The following is a 15960-nucleotide window of genomic DNA, read 5'->3' as shown; positions in this document are numbered from 1 at the left end:
CAACGACAACGCCGCGACCTGCGCGGCAGCAAGGAGACGACAGCATGAAGAAGCCACAGCGCCGCTTCCACCCTGCCCTGTGCGCGACCGCGCTCGCCGCCGCCGCGCTGCTCGCGGCCTGCGCGAGCCGGTCCACCGCGCCGCCGGCGCCACATGCGCCGCTGCCCGCCGCGCGCCCCGGCACGCTGCAGGCCTGCACCGACCTCGCCGCCCGCGCGGTGCTGCCGGGCACGGTCTACACATCGGCCACCGAGGTGCCGGCCGGCACCGTCACGGTCGGCGGCGTCGCGATGGCGGCGCCCGCGCACTGCCTGGTGCAGGGCCGCATGAACGAGCGCACCAGCCCCGTCGACGGCCAGCGCTATGCCATCGGCTTCGAGATGCGGCTGCCGGTCGCCTGGAACGGGCGCTTCTTCTACCAGGCCAACGGCGGGCTCGACGGCGTGGTGGTGCCCGCGCTGGGCGGCATCGGCGGCGGCGGACCGCGCAGCAGCGCGTTGCAGATGGGCTTCGCGGTCATCAGCTCCGACGCCGGCCATGCGGGCTCGATGGGGCCGCGCTTCGGGCTCGATCCGCAGGCGCGGCTGGACTACGGCTACAACGCCGTCGCGCAGCTCACGCCGATGGCCAAGAACCTGATCGCCAAGGCCTACGGCCGCGGGCCCGACCGCTCGTACATCGGCGGCTGCTCCAACGGCGGCCGGCATGCGATGGTGGCCGCGGTGCGCTCCGCGGGCCAGTACGACGGCGTGCTCGCGGGTGACCCCGGCTTCAACCTGCCGAAGGCGGCGGTCGCGCAGCTCTACGGCGCGCAGCAGTACGCGGCGGTGGCCAGCGCGAAGACGCCCGCCGGCCAGCCCGACCTGCAGAGCGCCTTCACGCCCGCCGAGCTGAAGCTGGTGGCCGACAAGGTGCTGCAGCGCTGCGACGCGCTCGACGGCATTGCCGACGGCATCGTGTCGGACGTCAACGCCTGCCGCACGCGCTTCGACATCCAGCGCGACGTGCCGACCTGCGCCGCCGGTACGCGAGACGGCATGTGCCTGAGCGCGCCGCAGAAGAATGCGCTGGCCAACGTGTTCAAGGGCGCGCGCAACAGCGCCGGCCAGCCGGTCTACAGCGGCTTCCCGTTCGACGCGGGCGTGAGCGGCGCCAACTGGCGCGAGTGGAAGTTCGCGAGCCCGCCGACGCGCGACGCGGGCGCTGTGGGCTTCATCTTCAGCACGCCGCCGCTGGCCGACCGGCCGCAGGGCCTGCCCTTCGCGCTGGGCTTCGACATGGACCGCGACGCGCCGCGCATCGCCGCCACCGACGGCGTGTTCCGCGAATCGGCGCTGTCGTTCATGACGCCGCCGGATGCGGCCAACCTGGGCGCGCTGCGCGAGCGCGGCGGCCGGATGATCGTCTACCACGGCACCAGCGACCCGGTGTTCTCCTCCGACGACACGCAGGCCTGGTACGAGCGCGTGCAGGCCGCGAACGGCGGCGATGCCTCCTCGTTCGCGCGCTACTTCCCCGTGCCCGGCATGAACCACTGCGCGGGCGGGCCGGCCACCGACCAGTTCGACATGCTCAGCGCGCTGGTCGACTGGGTCGAGCAGGGCAAGGCGCCGGCGTCCGTCACCGCCTCGGCACGCGGCGCGGGCACGCCGGTGCCGAACGCCGAAGTGCCGGCCGGCTGGGCCGCGCAACGCACGCGGCCGCTGTGCCCCTATCCGCAGGTCGCCACCTACACCGGCGGCGATGCCGAGCGCGCGGGCAGCTTCGCCTGCAAGCTGCCGACACCCTGATACCCACCTAGTTAGCTACCGAACCTCCGATGGACTACCAGCCCCGCCCCGATGACGTCCGCTTCCTGCTGAATGCGGTGCTCGATGCGCCCGCGCGCCTTGCCGCGCTCGCGCCATTTGCCGAAGTCGACGAGGCGCTGCAGTCGCAGGTGCTCGAGGAGGCGGGTCGATTCGTCGGCGAGGTGGTCGCGCCGGTCAATCGCGGCGGCGACGAAACCGGCTGCCGTTTCTCCAACGGCGAAGTGGTCTCGCCGCCGGGCTTTCGCGATGCGTACCAGGCCTTCGTCGGCGGCGGCTGGCCCGCCCTCTCGGCCGCGCCCGAAGACGGCGGCCAGGGCCTGCCGGCGGTGCTCGAGGCCGTGCTCTACGAATGGCTGGCCGCGGCCAACCATGGCCTCACGATGGCGCCGGGCCTGCTGCACGGCGCGTACGCCTGCCTCAAGCACCACGGCAGCGAGGAGCTGAAGCAGCGCTATCTGCAGAAGATCGCGACCGGCGAATGGCTCGCGACCATGTGCCTCACCGAAGCGCACGCGGGCAGCGACCTCGGCCAGGTGCGCACGCGCGCCGTGTCACAGACCGACGGCAGCCTGCGGGTGAGCGGCGGCAAGATCTTCATCTCCGGTGGCGAGCACGACCTGACGCCGAACATCGTCCACCTGGTGCTGTGCCGGCTGCCCGATGCGCCTGCCGGCCCCAAGGGCCTGTCGCTGGCGCTGGTGCCCAAGCTGCTGCCCGACGGCACGCGCAACGCGGTGCACTGCGAGCGCATCGAGGAGAAGATGGGCCTGCACGGCAGCCCCACCTGCACCATGCGCTTCGATGACGCCACCGGCTGGCTGGTCGGCGAGCCCGGCCGTGGTCTGGCCGCGATGTTCGTGATGATGAATTCGGCTCGGCTGCACGTGGCGCTGCAGGGCATCGGCCTGCTCGACGCGGCCTGGCAGAAGGCCGACGCCTACGCCGCCGAGCGCCGCCAGATGCGCGCGCCCGGCCCCGTGCCCGCCAGCCGCGGCGGCGAGAGCGCCGACCTGATCGCCGAGCATCCGGCCGTGCGCCGCATTCTCGACACGCAGCGCGCCTGGATCGACGGCGCGCGCACCCTCGCCTACCGCAGCGCGCTGATGCTCGACGTGGCCGCGCACGACGCCGACCCCAAGGCCCGCGAGCGCGCCCAGCGCTGGTGCTCGCTGGTCACGCCGGTGCTCAAGGCCGCGTGCACGCACCAGGCTTTTCACGGCGCGAGCGAGTGCCTGCAGGTGCTCGGCGGCCATGGCTACGTGCGCGAATGGGGCATCGAGCAGATCGTGCGCGACTCGCGCGTGACGATGATCTACGAGGGCACCAACGAGATCCAGGCCATTGACCTGCTGGTGCGCAAGGTGCTGCCCGACGGCGGCGCCGCCATGTCGGCCGTGCTGCTGGAGCTGCGCGACACGCTGGACGCCTCGCGCGAGGCCGATGCCGACGTGCAGCGGCGGCTGGCGCAGTTGCGCTACCTGGGCACCACCGTCGCGATGGCGGCGCATGCCAATCCGGTGCTGCCGTACGAGGTAGCCGACGACTACTTGCGCGTGACCATGCTCGCGATGATGGCCTGGGCCTGGGCGCGCATCGAGGCGGCCGCGCCGCAGGATGCGCAGAAGGCTCGCGTGGCCGCCGCGTTCCGGCGCTGGGTACTGCCGGAATTCGAGATGCGGCTGGGCATCGTCAAGCGGGCCTGCGAGACAGTGGCTCTGACCCATGCAGCTACGCCCGGCACCGGTGTCTCCAACTAGCCACTCCGGGCATTCGCGGGCGTCCGCTCGGGGTTACGCTCGGGCCATGGCCTCCACCCCGAAATCCGCTCCCGCCAAAGGCGAGCAGGCCGCGGCGCCGCAAGGCAAGCCGGACCGGCTCGACGCACGCATGCTCGAAACACTGGTTGGCTACAACGCCCGCCGGGCCTGGCTGATCGTCAGCGCCTTCTTCGCGGAGCGCATGGCCCCATACGGGCTCAAGCAGATCGACTTCTCGGTGCTCTCGCTGCTGGCGCACAACCCGGGCGCCACCTCGCGGCAGCTGTGCAATGCGCTGGACATCCTGCCGCCGAATCTCGTGAGCCTGGTGGCCACGCTGGACAGCCGGGGGTTGATAGAGCGCCGCCCTCATCCACATGACGGGCGCGCGGTCGGGCTGCATCTCACGGCTTCGGGCGAGGCGCTGATCCGCGAGGCGGAGCAGACCGTGATCCAGCTCGAAGCCGATGCCAGCGCCAAGCTCACGGCGCGGGAGCGCGAGACACTGATACGGCTGCTGCAGAAGATCTATTTCTAGCGGGAACCCGGAAGGGCCTCAGAGGCCTCGCTCGACCATGTCGATCAGCTGCTGGCCCAACTTATAGGCCGCCTCGGGCGGAATCTCGCGCAGCGGCCCGTCGATGATGAGCAGCGCCAGCCCGTGCACTGCGCTCCACGCGCAGTACTCGGCGTTCGGGCGCCGCGCCGCATCGAGCACGCCGGCGTCCACCAGCCGGTCGATGGCCTTGCCCAGCAGCTGGAACGGGTCCAGCCCGCTCGCGCCGGCCTTGCCGGGGCCGAGCTCGCCGCGGCCCTCGTCGGAAATCACGAAGGCCGTGCGGAACAGGCCGGGCTCTGCCTGGGCGAAACGCAGATAGGCGGTGCCGATGGCGCGCACCTGCCCGCGCGCGAAGTCGGCGGGGGGCTGGTCGCAGGGCTGGGCGGCCAACTCCTTTTCCATTGCCTGCGCCGCGGCGGCCAGGGCCGCCTCGCGCACTGCCAGCAGCAGTTCCTGCCGGCTGCCGAAGTGCCGGTAGGCCGCGTTGGGTACCACGCCGGCACGCCGGGTGGCCTCGCGCAACACGACCGCGTCGGGACCGCCGTCGCGGGCCAGTTCGATGCCTGCTTCCAGCAGCGCGCGGCGCAAATCGCCGTGGCGATAAGTGCTGCGCGCAGGCGGCAGGCTGTCGGGGACGTTGTTGAGCTTCATCTCATCTCCATGTGGACACTGTCCATTATCTCTGCTATTCTTTGTGGACGGTGTACACAAAGTAATCCGATTGTTTGCGGCCCGAGACACCGGGGGCCTCCGAGTCACCTCTTCAGTCCAAAGGAATCGTCATGAAAGTCCAGTCTTACCTCTCGTTCGAAGGCCGCTGCGACGAAGCGCTCGGCTTCTACAAGAAGGCGCTCGGCGCCGAAGTCGTCCAGCTCATGCGCTACAAGGAAGCGCCTGCAGGCGCCCCTTCGGAGAACGCCGAAGCCGGCTGCGCCGGCGGCACGCCCGATGCCGAGAAAGTGATGCACGCGGTGTTCCGCATCGGCGAAACCGAGCTGATGGCCTCCGACGGCCGCTGCTCTGGCCAGGCGAAGTTCGAGGGCGTCATGCTCGCTCTCACCGCCAGCACCGACACCGAGGTCGTCAAGTGGTTCAACGCGCTGGCCGAAGGCGGCCAGGTCATGCAGCCGCTGATTCCCACCTTCTTCACCTCCAACTTCGGCATGCTGACCGACCGCTTCGGCGTAGGCTGGCTGCTGGTCGTCGCGCACCCCGCCTGATCGCACCCGCTCGCACAGCCAATCTCCCGAAAGCCCCGCCATGCTCAAGAAAATCGCCCTCGTCGTCGTGCTCGCGATCGCCGCGCTGCTGATCTTCGCGGCCACCCGGCCCGACACCTTCCGCGTCGAACGCACCGCGCGCATCGAGGCGCCGGCCGAGAAGATCTTTCCGCTGATCGACGACTTCCACCGCTGGGGCACCTGGTCGCCCTACGAGAAGCTCGACCCCGCCATGAAGCGCAGCTTCGGCGGCAGCGCGAGCGGCAAGGGCGCGACCTACGCCTGGGAGGGCAACGACAAGGCCGGCGCGGGCCGCATGGAGATCGTGGAGTCGGCGCCTTCGTCGAAGGTCGCGATCAAGCTCGACTTCATCAAGCCCTTCGAGGGCCACAACACCGCTGAATTCACGCTGCAGCCCCAGGGCAATGCAACGCAGGTCACCTGGGCCATGTACGGCCCGAGTCCCTATGTCGCCAAGCTCATGGGCATCTTCTTCAACATGGACCAGATGATCGGCAAGGACTTCGAGACGGGCCTTGCCAACCTGAAGGCCGCCACCGAAAAGTAATTCCCGAAAGGAAAAATCATGCCCCACATCCACGCCTACCTCACCTTCGACGGCAACGCAGCCGAGGCCATGCGCTTCTACGAGAAGACGCTGGGCGGCACCATGCAGATGATGATGACCGTCGGCGAAGCGCCCGACACCGAGCAGTTCCCGCCCGAGGCGAAGAAGCGCATCATGCATGCCTCGCTCGCCTACGGCCAGGGCATCCTCATGGCCTCCGACTCCATGCCCGGCCAGCCGTACGAAGGCATGAAGGGCTTCGGCGTCGCGCTGACCATCGAGACCGTGGCCGAGGCCCGCCGCGTCTTCGACGCCTTCGCCGAAGGCGGCCACGTCGGAATGCCCTTCGAGAAGACCTTCTGGGTCGAAGGCTTCGGCATGGTGACCGACCGCTTCGGCACTCCGTGGCTCATCAACGGCGGCAAGCCGCTGGTCTGAACCGTCCCCTTCCTGCTTCAAGAAAACCGCTTCCCATGACCAACCAACTCGACAGCCGCAAGCGCTGGCTCGCATTGATGGTGCTGTGCCTCGGCGTCCTGATGATCGTGCTCGACACCACCATCGTGAACGTGGCGCTGCCCTCGATCCGTACCGACCTTGGCTTCACCGAGACCTCGCTGGTCTGGGTGGTGAATGCCTACATGCTGACCTTCGGCGGCTTCCTGCTGCTCGGAGGCCGGCTCGGCGACCTGTACGGCCACCGCCGCGTGTTCCTCGCGGGCCTGGTGCTGTTCACGCTGGCATCGCTGGCCTGCGGGGTCTCGACCTCGCAGGGCCTGCTGGTGGCGGCGCGCGCGGTGCAGGGCCTGGGCGGGGCGGTGGTGTCCGCCGTGTCGCTCTCGCTCATCATGAATCTCTTCACCGAGCCGGCCGACCGCGCCAAGGCGATGGGCGTGTACGGCTTCGTGTGCGCCGGCGGCGGCAGCATCGGCGTGCTGCTGGGCGGCCTGCTCACGAGCACGCTGAGCTGGCACTGGATCTTCCTTGTCAACCTGCCGATCGGCGTGGCGGTGTATGCGCTGTGCGTGGCGCTGCTGCCCAGCGCGCGCGGCCATGCCCACGGCGAGAAGCTCGACGTGGCCGGAGCCATCACCGTCACACTGTCGCTGATGCTCGCGGTGTACGGCGTGGTCAACGGCAACGAGGCCGGCTGGGGCTCCACGCAGACGCTCGGCCTGCTGGGCGCGGCCGTGGTGCTGCTCGCGATCTTCATCGCCATCGAGTCGCGCGTGCAGCATCCGCTGATGCCGCTGGGCCTGTTCAAACTGCGCAGCGTGTCGGTGGCCAACGTGGTCGGCGTGCTGTGGGCCGCGGCCATGTTCGCGTGGTTCTTCATCTCGGCGCTCTACATGCAGCTGGTGCTGAACTACACGCCGATGCAGATCGGCCTGGCCTTCCTGCCGGCCAACATCATCATGGCGGTGTTCTCGCTGGGCCTCTCGGCAAAGATCGTGATGCGCTTCGGCATCCGCAAGCCGCTGGCGGCCGGGCTGTGGCTCGCGGCCATCGGGCTGGCGCTGTTCGCGCGCGCGCCGGTCAACGGCAGCTTCGTGGTCGACGTGCTGCCCGGCATGATGCTGCTGGGCCTGGGCGCGGGCATGGCCTTCAACCCGGTGCTGCTGGCCGCGATGAGTGAGGTGAGCCCCGCCGACTCGGGCCTGGCCTCGGGCGTGGTCAACACCTCCTTCATGATGGGCGGCGCGCTGGGCCTGGCCGTGCTGGCCAGCGCGGCGGCCGCGCGCTCCGCGTCGATGGAAGCCGCCGGCGCGCAGATGCCGCTGGCGCTCACCGGCGGCTACAACCTCGCGTTTCTCGTCGGCGCCGTGTTCGCGGCGGCGGCGGGTCTGCTCGGTGCCTTGCTGCTTCGCTCCGCCATGCCGGGGCAGATGCAGAACAACGATGAAACAGCGGCACCCCAGGGAACGGCGGCATCGCAATGAGCGGCAACACGCCATGCAACCACCGGTCTTCTTTCTTCAACGGTTCCACAGACTATTCAGGAGAACAACCATGGCTCGCTATGTAGACGGCTTCATCATCGCCATCCCCAACGCCAACGTAGAGGCCTACCGCAAGCTCGCGCGCAAGGCCGGCAAGGTCTGGATGGAGTACGGCGCGATCGAATACGTGGAGTGCATCGCCGACGACGTGAAGCCCGGCAAGCTCACCTCCTTTCCGCAGAGCGTGAAACTCAAGGCCGACGAGACCGTGGCTTTCTCTTGGATCGTCTACAAGTCGCGCAAGCACCGCGACACGGTCAACGCGAAGGTCATGGCCGACCCGCGCATCGCCGCAATGGACCCAAAGACTATGCCCTTCGATGGAAAACGCATGATCTTCGGCGGCTTCAAGTCCATCGTCGAGTTCTGACCGAAACCTGGGCAGGGCTCAGGCGAGGAACCCGTCATAGACGAGCTTGAGCCCTGTCAGGAACATGCCCAGGTACACGAAGCGATAGAACCACGTCGCATCGATGCGGCGGGCGATGCGGATGCCGACCCACACGCCGAAGGGCGCGATCGGCATGAGCACCAGCGAGGTGGCCAGCGTGCGAAAGTCGAGCAGGCCGAGCCACGCGTAGGGAATCCACTTGCTGAGATTCACCACGAAGAAGAAGTAGGCCATGGTGGCCGTGAAGATCACCGGCGAGAGCCGCAGCGGAATGACGTAGGCGTTGATCGGCGGGCCGCCCGCGTGCGCGATGAAGCTGGTGAAGCCCGACACCGTGGTCAGCACCGCGCCGACGCCGCGCGAGGGCAGCGGATCGTTGGGCTTGGGCGGAAAGAGCAAACGCTGCGCCAGGAAGAGCAGCGTGAACACGCCGACGATGCCCGCCACCGTGTGCGCGGAAAGCATGCGGAACAGCAGCGTGCCGATCACCGTGCCCAGCAGCCCGAAAGGAATCAGGAACTTCAGCAGCGAGCGGTCGAAGTCGCGCCGGAACGCCGCGAGGCCCAGCACGTCCATCAGCAGCAACAGCGGCATCAGGATGGCCGCCGCCTGCGGCACGGTGACGGCCAGCGCCATCATCGGCACCGCGAGCGAGCCGAAGCCCGCGCCGAAGCCGCTCTTGCTGATGCCGAGCAGCAGCACGGCGGGAATGGCGACCGCGTAGAAGTACGGGTCGGTGATCAGGGGAAAAGCCATGGGGAAGAAAGACAAGAGAAAACCCGCCTGGGAGCGGGCTTGTCTTCCGAGCGTAGCAGCATGGCACCGGGCGTGCCGGCTGCGGGGCTACCGGCGAGCCGTCTGCTTCAGCGGATTGAGCACGAAGTCGAAGTCGAGGCGCCAGCGGCCGTTGTCCTGCTTCTTCCAAGGCGCGACCAGCGACTGGCGCACCGCGAACACCGCGTCCGAATCCAGGTACTCGTCGCCCTCGCGGAACACGTGCGTGATGAGCCGCTCGTAGCCCGGCGCCTCGATCTTGAAATGCAGGTGCGCGGGCCGCCACGGATGGCGCTTCGTCGCGCGCAGCAGGTCGCCCACCGGCCCGTCGACCGGGATCGGGTACGCCACCGCCACCACGCTGCGGAAATGCAGCGAGCCGTCGGGTCCGGTGCGCAGCGTGCCGCGGTTCTCCGCGTGGTCGAGTCCGGCGTGCTGCACGTCGTAGTGCCCGCCCGCGTCGGCCTGCCACACGTCGACGACCGCATTCGCCACCGGCTCGCCGTCGAGCCCGCGCACGGTGGCGAACACGTCGCAGGGCTCGCCCTCGGCGCCGTTGGCCACGTCGTCGCCATGCTCGTACTCGGGCGCGCCCTCGAAATAAAAGGGGCCGAACACGGTGGCCTCGGTGCAGCCGGTGGGCTTGTCGTTGTTCATCGCAATGGTGAGCATCGAAAGCCCCAGCACGTCCGACAGCAGGATGAACTCCTGCCGCTTGTCATCGCACTTCCGGCCCGTGGCCGTGAGGTACTGGATGCCCTGGAACCACTCGTCCTCGGTGAGCTTCACCTCGCGCGCGAAGGCGTGCAGGTGCTGCACCAGGCTGGTCAGTATCTCGCGCAGGCGCGGGTCGGGCGTGTCGGCGAAGCGCGCGAGCACGGCCTGCGTGATGTTGTCCTGGTTGAGGTTGCGCATCGTGGCTGTCTCCATGTTGTCCGGTCGAACTTCGACTTCGGGAGACTGTAGGCTGCGCGCCGCGCCGGTTGAAGCACCCCGCGCGCAAATGATTTTTCCGCGCAGCGGAATGGTCGAGCGCCAGGTCCGGGTCCGGGTCCGGGTCAGGGCGAGGCCGCCGGCAGGCAGCTCCGCAGCTCTTCCTGCACATCGCTGCCCGGCAGGATGCCCCAGCGCACCCGCACGCTGCGCGCGTCGTCCTCGCCCGCCCAGGGCAGGCGCAGGCTGCCGCTGCAACTGGCGGTGGCCAGCAGCGGCTCCAGCAGCGCGCCCTCGGAGCGGAACTCCGGCGTGTCGAGGATCAGCACCATGCCGCCTTCGCGCGCCAGCGCATCGGGCGGCAGCCATGGCGAGGTGCGCGGATCGCCGTCGATCAGCAGCTGCACGGCCGGGTCCATGTGCAGCACCACCGCGCCGGTGAACCAGGTGTCGCCCACCATCAGCCGCAGCGGACGTTCGCCGGCGCGCTCGCGCCATACGGCCTGGACGGCTTCTGCGATCTGCCCCGATGGCAGGTTGGCGCGGGTGACGTAGCCATGGCGCGCGCTCCAGACGCCATCGACCCAGGCCTGGCCGAGGGAGCCGGCGATGTGGAGGATTGCAGCCGCCACGAGGGTGCCGATCCATCGGCGGCGCGTCCAGCGCTCGGCTTCGAGGCCCGGTACCACCATCACCGCCCACACGGCGACCGGCAGGAAGAAGGTGCTGAGCCACGAAGCCACGAGGCGCATGTTGAAGAGCACCGACATCGCCAGCACCAGGCACACCGGCCCGAAGGTGGCCCAGGCGAGGAAGCGGCGGTCGAAGCCGTTCTGCTGCGTCTTTGGTGGCACCGGAGCGCGCTCGCGCGTGAACCAGGCCCACGCGACGAACAGCAGCATCGGCGACAGGCGCGCAACCTGCACCAGCAGGATGCGAAGCGGCCTCGGGTGCACGTGCTTCAGCAGCGGACCCGACGGATGCACCGAGTGCCGCGCGTAGCCGATGGTCTGGTCGCCGTGCTGCACCAGCCATGCAAGGTGCGGCGCCATGAGCAGCAGCGCCACGCCGCTCGCGCGCAGCAGGTCGCGGCGCACGCGCGCGTCGCGCCACGAGCCCTCGCGGACGATGAAGCCCGCGCCCACCGCGAACTGCACCAGCGCGCTGTACTTGGTGAGCATCGACAGCGCCGCGAACACGCCCAGCCAGAGCCAGTCGAAGCGACCGCCTGCCGAAGGCGTGCGCAGCACGCGCCAGAGCATCCACCAGTAGCCCGCCATCGGCAGCAACTGCACCGTGTTGTGGTTGAAGATGGTCGCGCGCTGCACGTGGTAGGTCACGAGCGAGCCGAGCAGCACCGCGAGCGCCGCCCGCATCGGCGACATCATGCCCAGCGACCAGCGCCACATGATGTAGAGCGCGCCCACGCCGCAGCCCACGCCGACGGCATAGGTCAGCCAGGGCTGGCGGCCGGCCAGCAAGACCGGCAGGCTCATCAGCCAGCTCGGCAGCGGAGGGTGCTTGTAGTAGCCCCACTGCGGGCTGCCGCCCCAGAAGAGTTCCTCGACGTTGTCCCAGGGCGGCGTCTCGTAGAAGCCCGCCATGGGCAGCGTCCAGAGCACCACCAGCGCCAGCAGTGCGACGACGACCACGCCATTCAGGGAAAGATGCCGCGCGAACGCGGGCGCCGGACGGGTGCCGGGCGGGATCAGCCAGGAATTCATTGCCTCCCTTTGTAAAGCTGCAGCCCTAACGGCACCTGACCAACCCACTCTGCCCGCGCTCCCCGCCACATAGAATCGCCAGCCTGCCTGCAGGCGTCCAGGGCCCGGCCAGCCCGGCCGGCCCGGATTGGCCCAGGATCGGCCCGACAAGACCGCGCACGCAGGCAAGCCCCGGAGACACACCCCATGGACCGCTGGACCGAAATCGCCCTGCTCGTGCAGATCGCCGATGCCGGCAGCCTGAGCCGTGCGGCCGAGGCGCTGGGCCTCTCGAACGCGGCCGCGAGCCGCCACCTGAGCGCGCTGGAAGCCCGGCTGGGCGCGCGGCTGGTCGAGCGCAACACGCGCCGGCTGTACCTCACCGACACCGGCCGCGAGTTCTGCGGCCGCGCCCGCACCATCCTGGCCGACCTGTCGGACGCCGAATCGGCGGTGAACGCCACCGCGCTCAACCCCACGGGCACGCTGCGCGTGACGGCCTCGCTGTCGTTCTCGATCCACCACATCGCGCCGCTGCTGCGCGAGTACACCGACCGCTACCCGGGCGTGACGGTGCATGTGGAGGCGGCCAACCGCTACTTCGACCTGATCGACAACAACATCGACGTGGCGATCCGCACCCGCGAGTTCGAGCCCGACTCGAACGTGACCATCCGCCGGCTCGGCGAGACGCGGCGCCTCCTCGCAGCCTCGCCGCGCTACTTCGCGCAGCACGGTTTTCCGAAGACCCTGGACGAGCTGAAACAGCACAAGCTGCTGATCTACACCCACGCCAACAACCCGAACGAGCTGCGCTTTCGCCGCGGGAACGAGACGCACACGGTGTCGGTCACGGGCCTGCTGGAGTCGAACGACGGCCAGGTGCTGCGCGCCGCCGCGCTCGACGGCATGGGCATCCTGGTGCAGCCCACCTATATCGTCTACGACGACATCGTGGCCGGCCGGCTGGTGCCCACGCTGGACGACTGGGACCTGCCGCACCTGACCATCAACCTGGCCTACCCCAGCCGCAAGCACCTGTCGGCCAAGGTGCGCAGCTTCATCGACTTCATGGCAGCCCATTTCCGCAAAATGGACTACGAGCGCAAGTGGACAGCGCACTTCGGCCCCCACTGACCCCGGACTGGGGGCTTTCGCCAAAAGATGTGCGTAAACGCACATTCCGCATTTCCGCAGCCCCGCACACTGGAACCGCAACCGTCGCATTCCGCGGCGGACCCACCGTTTCCACCCTGCAAGGATCTGCCATGAACACCCAGGCCACCGCCGCCAACACCCCGCGTGCGCCGATCGCGTCGCCGCTGTCCGCCCTCTCCCCCGCCACGCTGGACGACTCCGGCAAGCTGCTGATCCGCGTGACGATCGGCTTCCTGGTGCTGCTGCACGGCATCTTCAAGCTGTCGGCCGGCGTGGGCTTCATCGCCGGCATGCTGGCCAAGTCCGGGCTGCCGGGTGGGATCGCCTACCTGGTGTACGTCGGCGAGATCGTCGCGCCGCTGCTGATGATCGCGGGCATCTACACCCGCGCCGCCGCGGGCGTGGTCGTCATCAACATGCTGGTGGCCTTCGGCCTGGTGCACATGGCCGACCTGTTCGCCATGACCAAGCAGGGCGGCTGGGCGCTGGAACTGCAGGGCCTGTACCTGTTCGGCGCGCTGACCGTGGTGCTGCTGGGCGCCGGCCGCTTCTCTCTCGGCGGCACCAAGGGCCGCTGGAACTGATCGCCCCGAGGCTCAGCCGGCGTCGCCCCTGACCTGCGAAACCATCGCCTCCAGGCGGGCCACGTCGGCGACCAGAAGGGCCTTGTCGTCCTTGCGCAGCACGCCGCTGCGCGCCAGCACGTTGAGCTCGCGGGTCACCTGCTCGCGGTTGGTGCTGATCTGGCTGGCCAGCGCCGCATGCCTGGGCGCCGGGTCGAGCCGGGCCTGGTTGCCCTCCACGCCGGCGGCGCGGGCCAGGCGCAGCAGTTCGGCATGCAGCCGGTTCTGCACGCCGAGGGTGCTCAGGTCGATCACGCGCTCGGAAAGCTGCCGCACCAGAGAGGCCAGCCGCAGCATCACCCGGCCGGCCACCAGGGGCTCGTCGCGCAAAAGGGCCATGAATGAAGCGCGGTCGAGGCTGGCGACCACGCTGGGTTCGAGCGTGACAACGTCGGCGGAGCGCGGGCCGCCGTCGATGGCGGAGATGTCGCCGAAGTGCTCGCCGGCTTCGGAATCGCGGAAGGTCACCTGCCGGCCATTGGCCGAATAGGTCGTCACCCGCACCCGGCCCGAGACCAGCAGGAACACCTCGCCCTGCTGCTCGGCGCGCAGCAGCAGGGGCTTGCCGGCCTCCACGCTGTGCCACAGGCATTGCTGGGCCAGCAGGTCCAGCCGCTGGTCGGAAAGGCCTTCGAGCAGCGCGATCTGGCGCAGCGCGAGGCTGGAGCGGGGGGTAGGTTCGGGTTTGGCCATGCCGGGGGACGGTAGGGGCGCGCGCATTATGCTCGGGTGCCGCTTCGAACCCGTTCATGGCCAGACGTTCCCCTGACGCCCCCCCTGACGCAACATCTGCCGCCGCCTTTTCGCTGAGACCGCCCACGCGGCGCAATCTCCGCTGGGCGAGCGGGCTGGTGCTGATGGCCTACGTCACGGTGCACCTGCTGAACCATTCGCTGGGCATCTATTCCTTTGCCGCCGCCGAGACCGTGCTGCGCGGCGTGCAGGCCTTCTGGCACACGCTTGCGGGCACCGCGCTGCTGTACAGCGCTGCCGCCGCGCACCTGGCGCTGGCGGCGATCGCCCTCTGGGAACGGCGCACCCTGCGCATGCCCCCGCTCGAAGGCCTGCGCGTGGCGCTGGGCTTCGCGCTGCCGCTGCTGCTGGCCACGCACCTCACGGCCATGCGCGGCGCCTACCTGGCTTACGGCATCGAGGGCTCGTACGTGCGCGTGGTCTGGGGCCTTTGGGACTGGCAGGGCGCCGCCGCGCAACTGCTGATGATGCTGGCGGCCTGGACCCACGGCTGCCTGGGCCTGCACTTCGCGCTGCGGGCCAAGCCGGTGTGGCGACGCTTCTCTCATTTGCTGCTGGCCGTCGCGGTGGTGCTGCCGCTGACCGCCGCGATGGGCTTCGTCTCGATGGGGCGCGAGTTCCAGTGGACCGGCGTGCCGCCGACCGCCCTGCCCACGGCCGAACAGGGCAAGGCGCTGGGCACGGCCGAGAACGCGATCAAGTGGGGCTACGGGCTGGCGCTGGTCGCGCTGCTGGCGGCGCGCTGGGGCCGCAACGGACTTGCGCGCTGGTCGCGCCAGCCGCAGGTGGCGCTGCGCTACCCCGGCCGCACGGTGCATGTTCCGCATGGCTGGAGCGTGCTGGAGGCGAGCCGCTCCCACGGCATCGACCACGTCTCCATCTGCGGCGGGCGCGCGCGCTGCTCCACCTGCCGCGTGCGCGTGGCCGGCCCGGCCGACCATATCGGCGAGCCGGGCCGCGACGAGCGGCGCACGCTCGAGCGGGTGCGCGCGCCGGCCGACGTGCGGCTGGCCTGCCAGTTGCGCCCGCGCGGCGACATCGAGGTCACGCCGCTGTTCGCGCCGCTGCCCAACGAGGGCCGGCCCGCGCCGGTCGGCAGCTTCGGGCGCGAGCGCGACGTGGCGATCCTCTTCGTCGACCTGCGGCGCTGGTCGGGCCTGTCGGAGCGGCAGTGGCCCTTCGACCTGGCCTACGTGCTCGACCGCTACTTCGCCACCGTGGGCGCGGCGGTGCGCGAGAGCGGCGGCGTGCCCAACCAGTTCATCGGCGACAGCGTGATGGCGATCTTCGGCCTCGACTGCGACCTGCCCACCGCATGCAGGCAGGCGTTGCGGGCAACGGAGCTGATCGGCCAGCGCATGGACGCATGGAGCGAAGGCTTCGAGGCGCAGTTCGGCCAGCGGCTGGAGTTCGGCATGGGCCTGCATGCGGGCCGCGCGGCGGTCGGCGAGGTGGGCTACCTGGAGACCACCACATTCACCGCCATCGGCGAAGTGGTCAACACCGCGAGCCGGCTGCAGGACCATTCGAAGACTGCCGCCTCTCGCCTCGTTGTGTCGTTGTTCGCCGCCGAGAAGGCCGGCGTCGCGCACGCCATGGGCACGGCCGAAACGCTCACGGTGCGCGGCCGCTCCGAGCCGCTCGTGGTGCTCTACGGACAGCACGCGGCAGCCTCCTGCCTCTGACCAATCGCCGAAAGCGGTGCGCAAA

16 protein-coding genes are annotated in these 15960 nt (G+C 69.6%); 11 read left to right on the top strand and 5 right to left on the bottom strand.

Features of this window, described 5'->3' with window-relative positions:
- The first annotated feature begins 44 nt into the window (after positions 1 to 44).
- From AC1VNX_RS06865 to AC1VNX_RS06855, 3 genes are read left to right on the top strand one after another with little or no spacing between them, the layout of a single operon-like run.
- A complete protein-coding gene (locus AC1VNX_RS06865; RefSeq protein ID WP_483156030.1) occupies positions 45 to 1790 on the top strand; it encodes a tannase/feruloyl esterase family alpha/beta hydrolase in 1746 nt (581 codons plus the stop codon).
- A gap of 29 nt (positions 1791 to 1819) precedes the next feature.
- Complete coding sequence (locus tag AC1VNX_RS06860) at positions 1820 to 3568, top strand: acyl-CoA dehydrogenase family protein (protein ID WP_483156029.1); 1749 nt, start codon at positions 1820 to 1822, stop codon at positions 3566 to 3568.
- A 46-nt stretch (positions 3569 to 3614) separates the two neighbouring features.
- Positions 3615 to 4106, top strand: a complete 492-nt coding sequence (locus AC1VNX_RS06855; RefSeq protein ID WP_483156028.1) for a MarR family winged helix-turn-helix transcriptional regulator — start codon at positions 3615 to 3617, stop codon at positions 4104 to 4106.
- A gap of 18 nt (positions 4107 to 4124) precedes the next feature.
- Here AC1VNX_RS06855 and AC1VNX_RS06850 read toward each other — a convergent pair whose 3' ends face one another.
- The gene (locus tag AC1VNX_RS06850; protein ID WP_483156027.1) at positions 4125 to 4778 is read right to left on the bottom strand and encodes a TetR/AcrR family transcriptional regulator; all 654 of its coding nucleotides are present in this window, start codon (positions 4776 to 4778) and stop codon (positions 4125 to 4127) included.
- A 131-nt stretch (positions 4779 to 4909) separates the two neighbouring features.
- On the opposite strand from AC1VNX_RS06850, the gene AC1VNX_RS06845 reads away from it, so the two are divergent.
- The 5 genes from AC1VNX_RS06845 (at position 4910) to AC1VNX_RS06825 (ending at position 8285) form a co-directional block, all read left to right on the top strand.
- Positions 4910 to 5347 carry a VOC family protein gene (locus AC1VNX_RS06845; protein ID WP_483156026.1) on the top strand — a complete coding sequence of 146 codons (438 nt, stop codon included), beginning with the start codon at positions 4910 to 4912 and terminating at the stop codon, positions 5345 to 5347.
- 40 nt (positions 5348 to 5387) lie between these two features.
- Positions 5388 to 5915 (top strand): SRPBCC family protein, encoded by a 528-nt coding sequence (locus tag AC1VNX_RS06840; RefSeq protein ID WP_483156025.1) that lies wholly within the window; start codon positions 5388 to 5390, stop codon positions 5913 to 5915.
- A gap of 18 nt (positions 5916 to 5933) precedes the next feature.
- Positions 5934 to 6353, top strand: coding sequence for a VOC family protein (locus tag AC1VNX_RS06835; RefSeq protein ID WP_007833153.1), 420 nt, complete (start codon positions 5934 to 5936; stop codon positions 6351 to 6353).
- A gap of 35 nt (positions 6354 to 6388) precedes the next feature.
- Positions 6389 to 7855, top strand: coding sequence for a DHA2 family efflux MFS transporter permease subunit (locus AC1VNX_RS06830; RefSeq protein ID WP_483156024.1), 1467 nt, complete (start codon positions 6389 to 6391; stop codon positions 7853 to 7855).
- 70 nt (positions 7856 to 7925) lie between these two features.
- The gene (locus tag AC1VNX_RS06825) at positions 7926 to 8285 is read left to right on the top strand and encodes a DUF1428 domain-containing protein (protein WP_483156023.1); all 360 of its coding nucleotides are present in this window, start codon (positions 7926 to 7928) and stop codon (positions 8283 to 8285) included.
- An 18-nt stretch (positions 8286 to 8303) separates the two neighbouring features.
- Here AC1VNX_RS06825 and AC1VNX_RS06820 read toward each other — a convergent pair whose 3' ends face one another.
- The 3 genes from AC1VNX_RS06820 to AC1VNX_RS06810 form a co-directional block, all read right to left on the bottom strand.
- The gene (locus AC1VNX_RS06820; RefSeq protein WP_483156022.1) at positions 8304 to 9062 is read right to left on the bottom strand and encodes a sulfite exporter TauE/SafE family protein; all 759 of its coding nucleotides are present in this window, start codon (positions 9060 to 9062) and stop codon (positions 8304 to 8306) included.
- 87 nt (positions 9063 to 9149) lie between these two features.
- Complete coding sequence (locus AC1VNX_RS06815) at positions 9150 to 9995, bottom strand: intradiol ring-cleavage dioxygenase (RefSeq protein WP_483156021.1); 846 nt, start codon at positions 9993 to 9995, stop codon at positions 9150 to 9152.
- A gap of 143 nt (positions 9996 to 10138) precedes the next feature.
- Entirely contained in the window at positions 10139 to 11737 is a 1599-nt protein-coding gene (locus AC1VNX_RS06810; RefSeq protein ID WP_483156020.1) for a glycosyltransferase family 39 protein, read from the bottom strand.
- Between the two features lie 186 nt (positions 11738 to 11923).
- Here AC1VNX_RS06810 and AC1VNX_RS06805 point away from each other — a divergent pair, with 186 nt between their 5' ends.
- Positions 11924 to 12853 (top strand): LysR family transcriptional regulator, encoded by a 930-nt coding sequence (locus AC1VNX_RS06805; RefSeq protein WP_483156019.1) that lies wholly within the window; start codon positions 11924 to 11926, stop codon positions 12851 to 12853.
- A 131-nt stretch (positions 12854 to 12984) separates the two neighbouring features.
- The gene (locus AC1VNX_RS06800; RefSeq protein ID WP_483156018.1) at positions 12985 to 13458 is read left to right on the top strand and encodes a DoxX family protein; all 474 of its coding nucleotides are present in this window, start codon (positions 12985 to 12987) and stop codon (positions 13456 to 13458) included.
- A gap of 12 nt (positions 13459 to 13470) precedes the next feature.
- Here the strand turns inward: AC1VNX_RS06800 and AC1VNX_RS06795 are convergent, their stop codons facing one another.
- Complete coding sequence (locus tag AC1VNX_RS06795; protein ID WP_483156017.1) at positions 13471 to 14217, bottom strand: Crp/Fnr family transcriptional regulator; 747 nt, start codon at positions 14215 to 14217, stop codon at positions 13471 to 13473.
- 29 nt (positions 14218 to 14246) lie between these two features.
- Between AC1VNX_RS06795 and AC1VNX_RS06790 the strand changes: the two genes are divergently transcribed.
- The gene (locus AC1VNX_RS06790) at positions 14247 to 15935 is read left to right on the top strand and encodes an adenylate/guanylate cyclase domain-containing protein (RefSeq protein ID WP_483156016.1); all 1689 of its coding nucleotides are present in this window, start codon (positions 14247 to 14249) and stop codon (positions 15933 to 15935) included.
- The last annotated feature ends 25 nt before the right edge of the window (positions 15936 to 15960 follow it).

The organism is Variovorax sp. TLI9-5A (genome assembly GCF_056867935.1).
The sequence above is the reverse complement of the archived record's forward strand: the minus strand, read 5'-3'. Positions and strand labels throughout refer to the sequence as shown.

Bases quoted from the DNA above. Each gene is read 5' to 3' on its own strand.
- AC1VNX_RS06850 (WP_483156027.1), bottom strand. From the start codon at position 4,778: ATGAAGCTCAACAACGTCCCCGACAGCCTGCCGCCTGCGCGCAGCACT.
- AC1VNX_RS06840 (WP_483156025.1), top strand. From the start codon at position 5,388: ATGCTCAAGAAAATCGCCCTCGTCGTCGTGCTCGCGATCGCCGCGCTG.
- AC1VNX_RS06815 (WP_483156021.1), bottom strand. From the start codon at position 9,995: ATGCGCAACCTCAACCAGGACAACATCACGCAGGCCGTGCTCGCGCGC.
- AC1VNX_RS06830 (WP_483156024.1), top strand. From the start codon at position 6,389: ATGACCAACCAACTCGACAGCCGCAAGCGCTGGCTCGCATTGATGGTG.
- AC1VNX_RS06800 (WP_483156018.1), top strand. From the start codon at position 12,985: ATGAACACCCAGGCCACCGCCGCCAACACCCCGCGTGCGCCGATCGCG.
- AC1VNX_RS06860 (WP_483156029.1), top strand. From the start codon at position 1,820: ATGGACTACCAGCCCCGCCCCGATGACGTCCGCTTCCTGCTGAATGCG.
- AC1VNX_RS06825 (WP_483156023.1), top strand. From the start codon at position 7,926: ATGGCTCGCTATGTAGACGGCTTCATCATCGCCATCCCCAACGCCAAC.
- AC1VNX_RS06865 (WP_483156030.1), top strand. From the start codon at position 45: ATGAAGAAGCCACAGCGCCGCTTCCACCCTGCCCTGTGCGCGACCGCG.
- AC1VNX_RS06790 (WP_483156016.1), top strand. From the start codon at position 14,247: ATGGCCAGACGTTCCCCTGACGCCCCCCCTGACGCAACATCTGCCGCC.
- AC1VNX_RS06795 (WP_483156017.1), bottom strand. From the start codon at position 14,217: ATGCGCGCGCCCCTACCGTCCCCCGGCATGGCCAAACCCGAACCTACC.
- AC1VNX_RS06810 (WP_483156020.1), bottom strand. From the start codon at position 11,737: ATGAATTCCTGGCTGATCCCGCCCGGCACCCGTCCGGCGCCCGCGTTC.
- AC1VNX_RS06845 (WP_483156026.1), top strand. From the start codon at position 4,910: ATGAAAGTCCAGTCTTACCTCTCGTTCGAAGGCCGCTGCGACGAAGCG.
- AC1VNX_RS06820 (WP_483156022.1), bottom strand. From the start codon at position 9,062: ATGGCTTTTCCCCTGATCACCGACCCGTACTTCTACGCGGTCGCCATT.
- AC1VNX_RS06835 (WP_007833153.1), top strand. From the start codon at position 5,934: ATGCCCCACATCCACGCCTACCTCACCTTCGACGGCAACGCAGCCGAG.
- AC1VNX_RS06855 (WP_483156028.1), top strand. From the start codon at position 3,615: ATGGCCTCCACCCCGAAATCCGCTCCCGCCAAAGGCGAGCAGGCCGCG.
- AC1VNX_RS06805 (WP_483156019.1), top strand. From the start codon at position 11,924: ATGGACCGCTGGACCGAAATCGCCCTGCTCGTGCAGATCGCCGATGCC.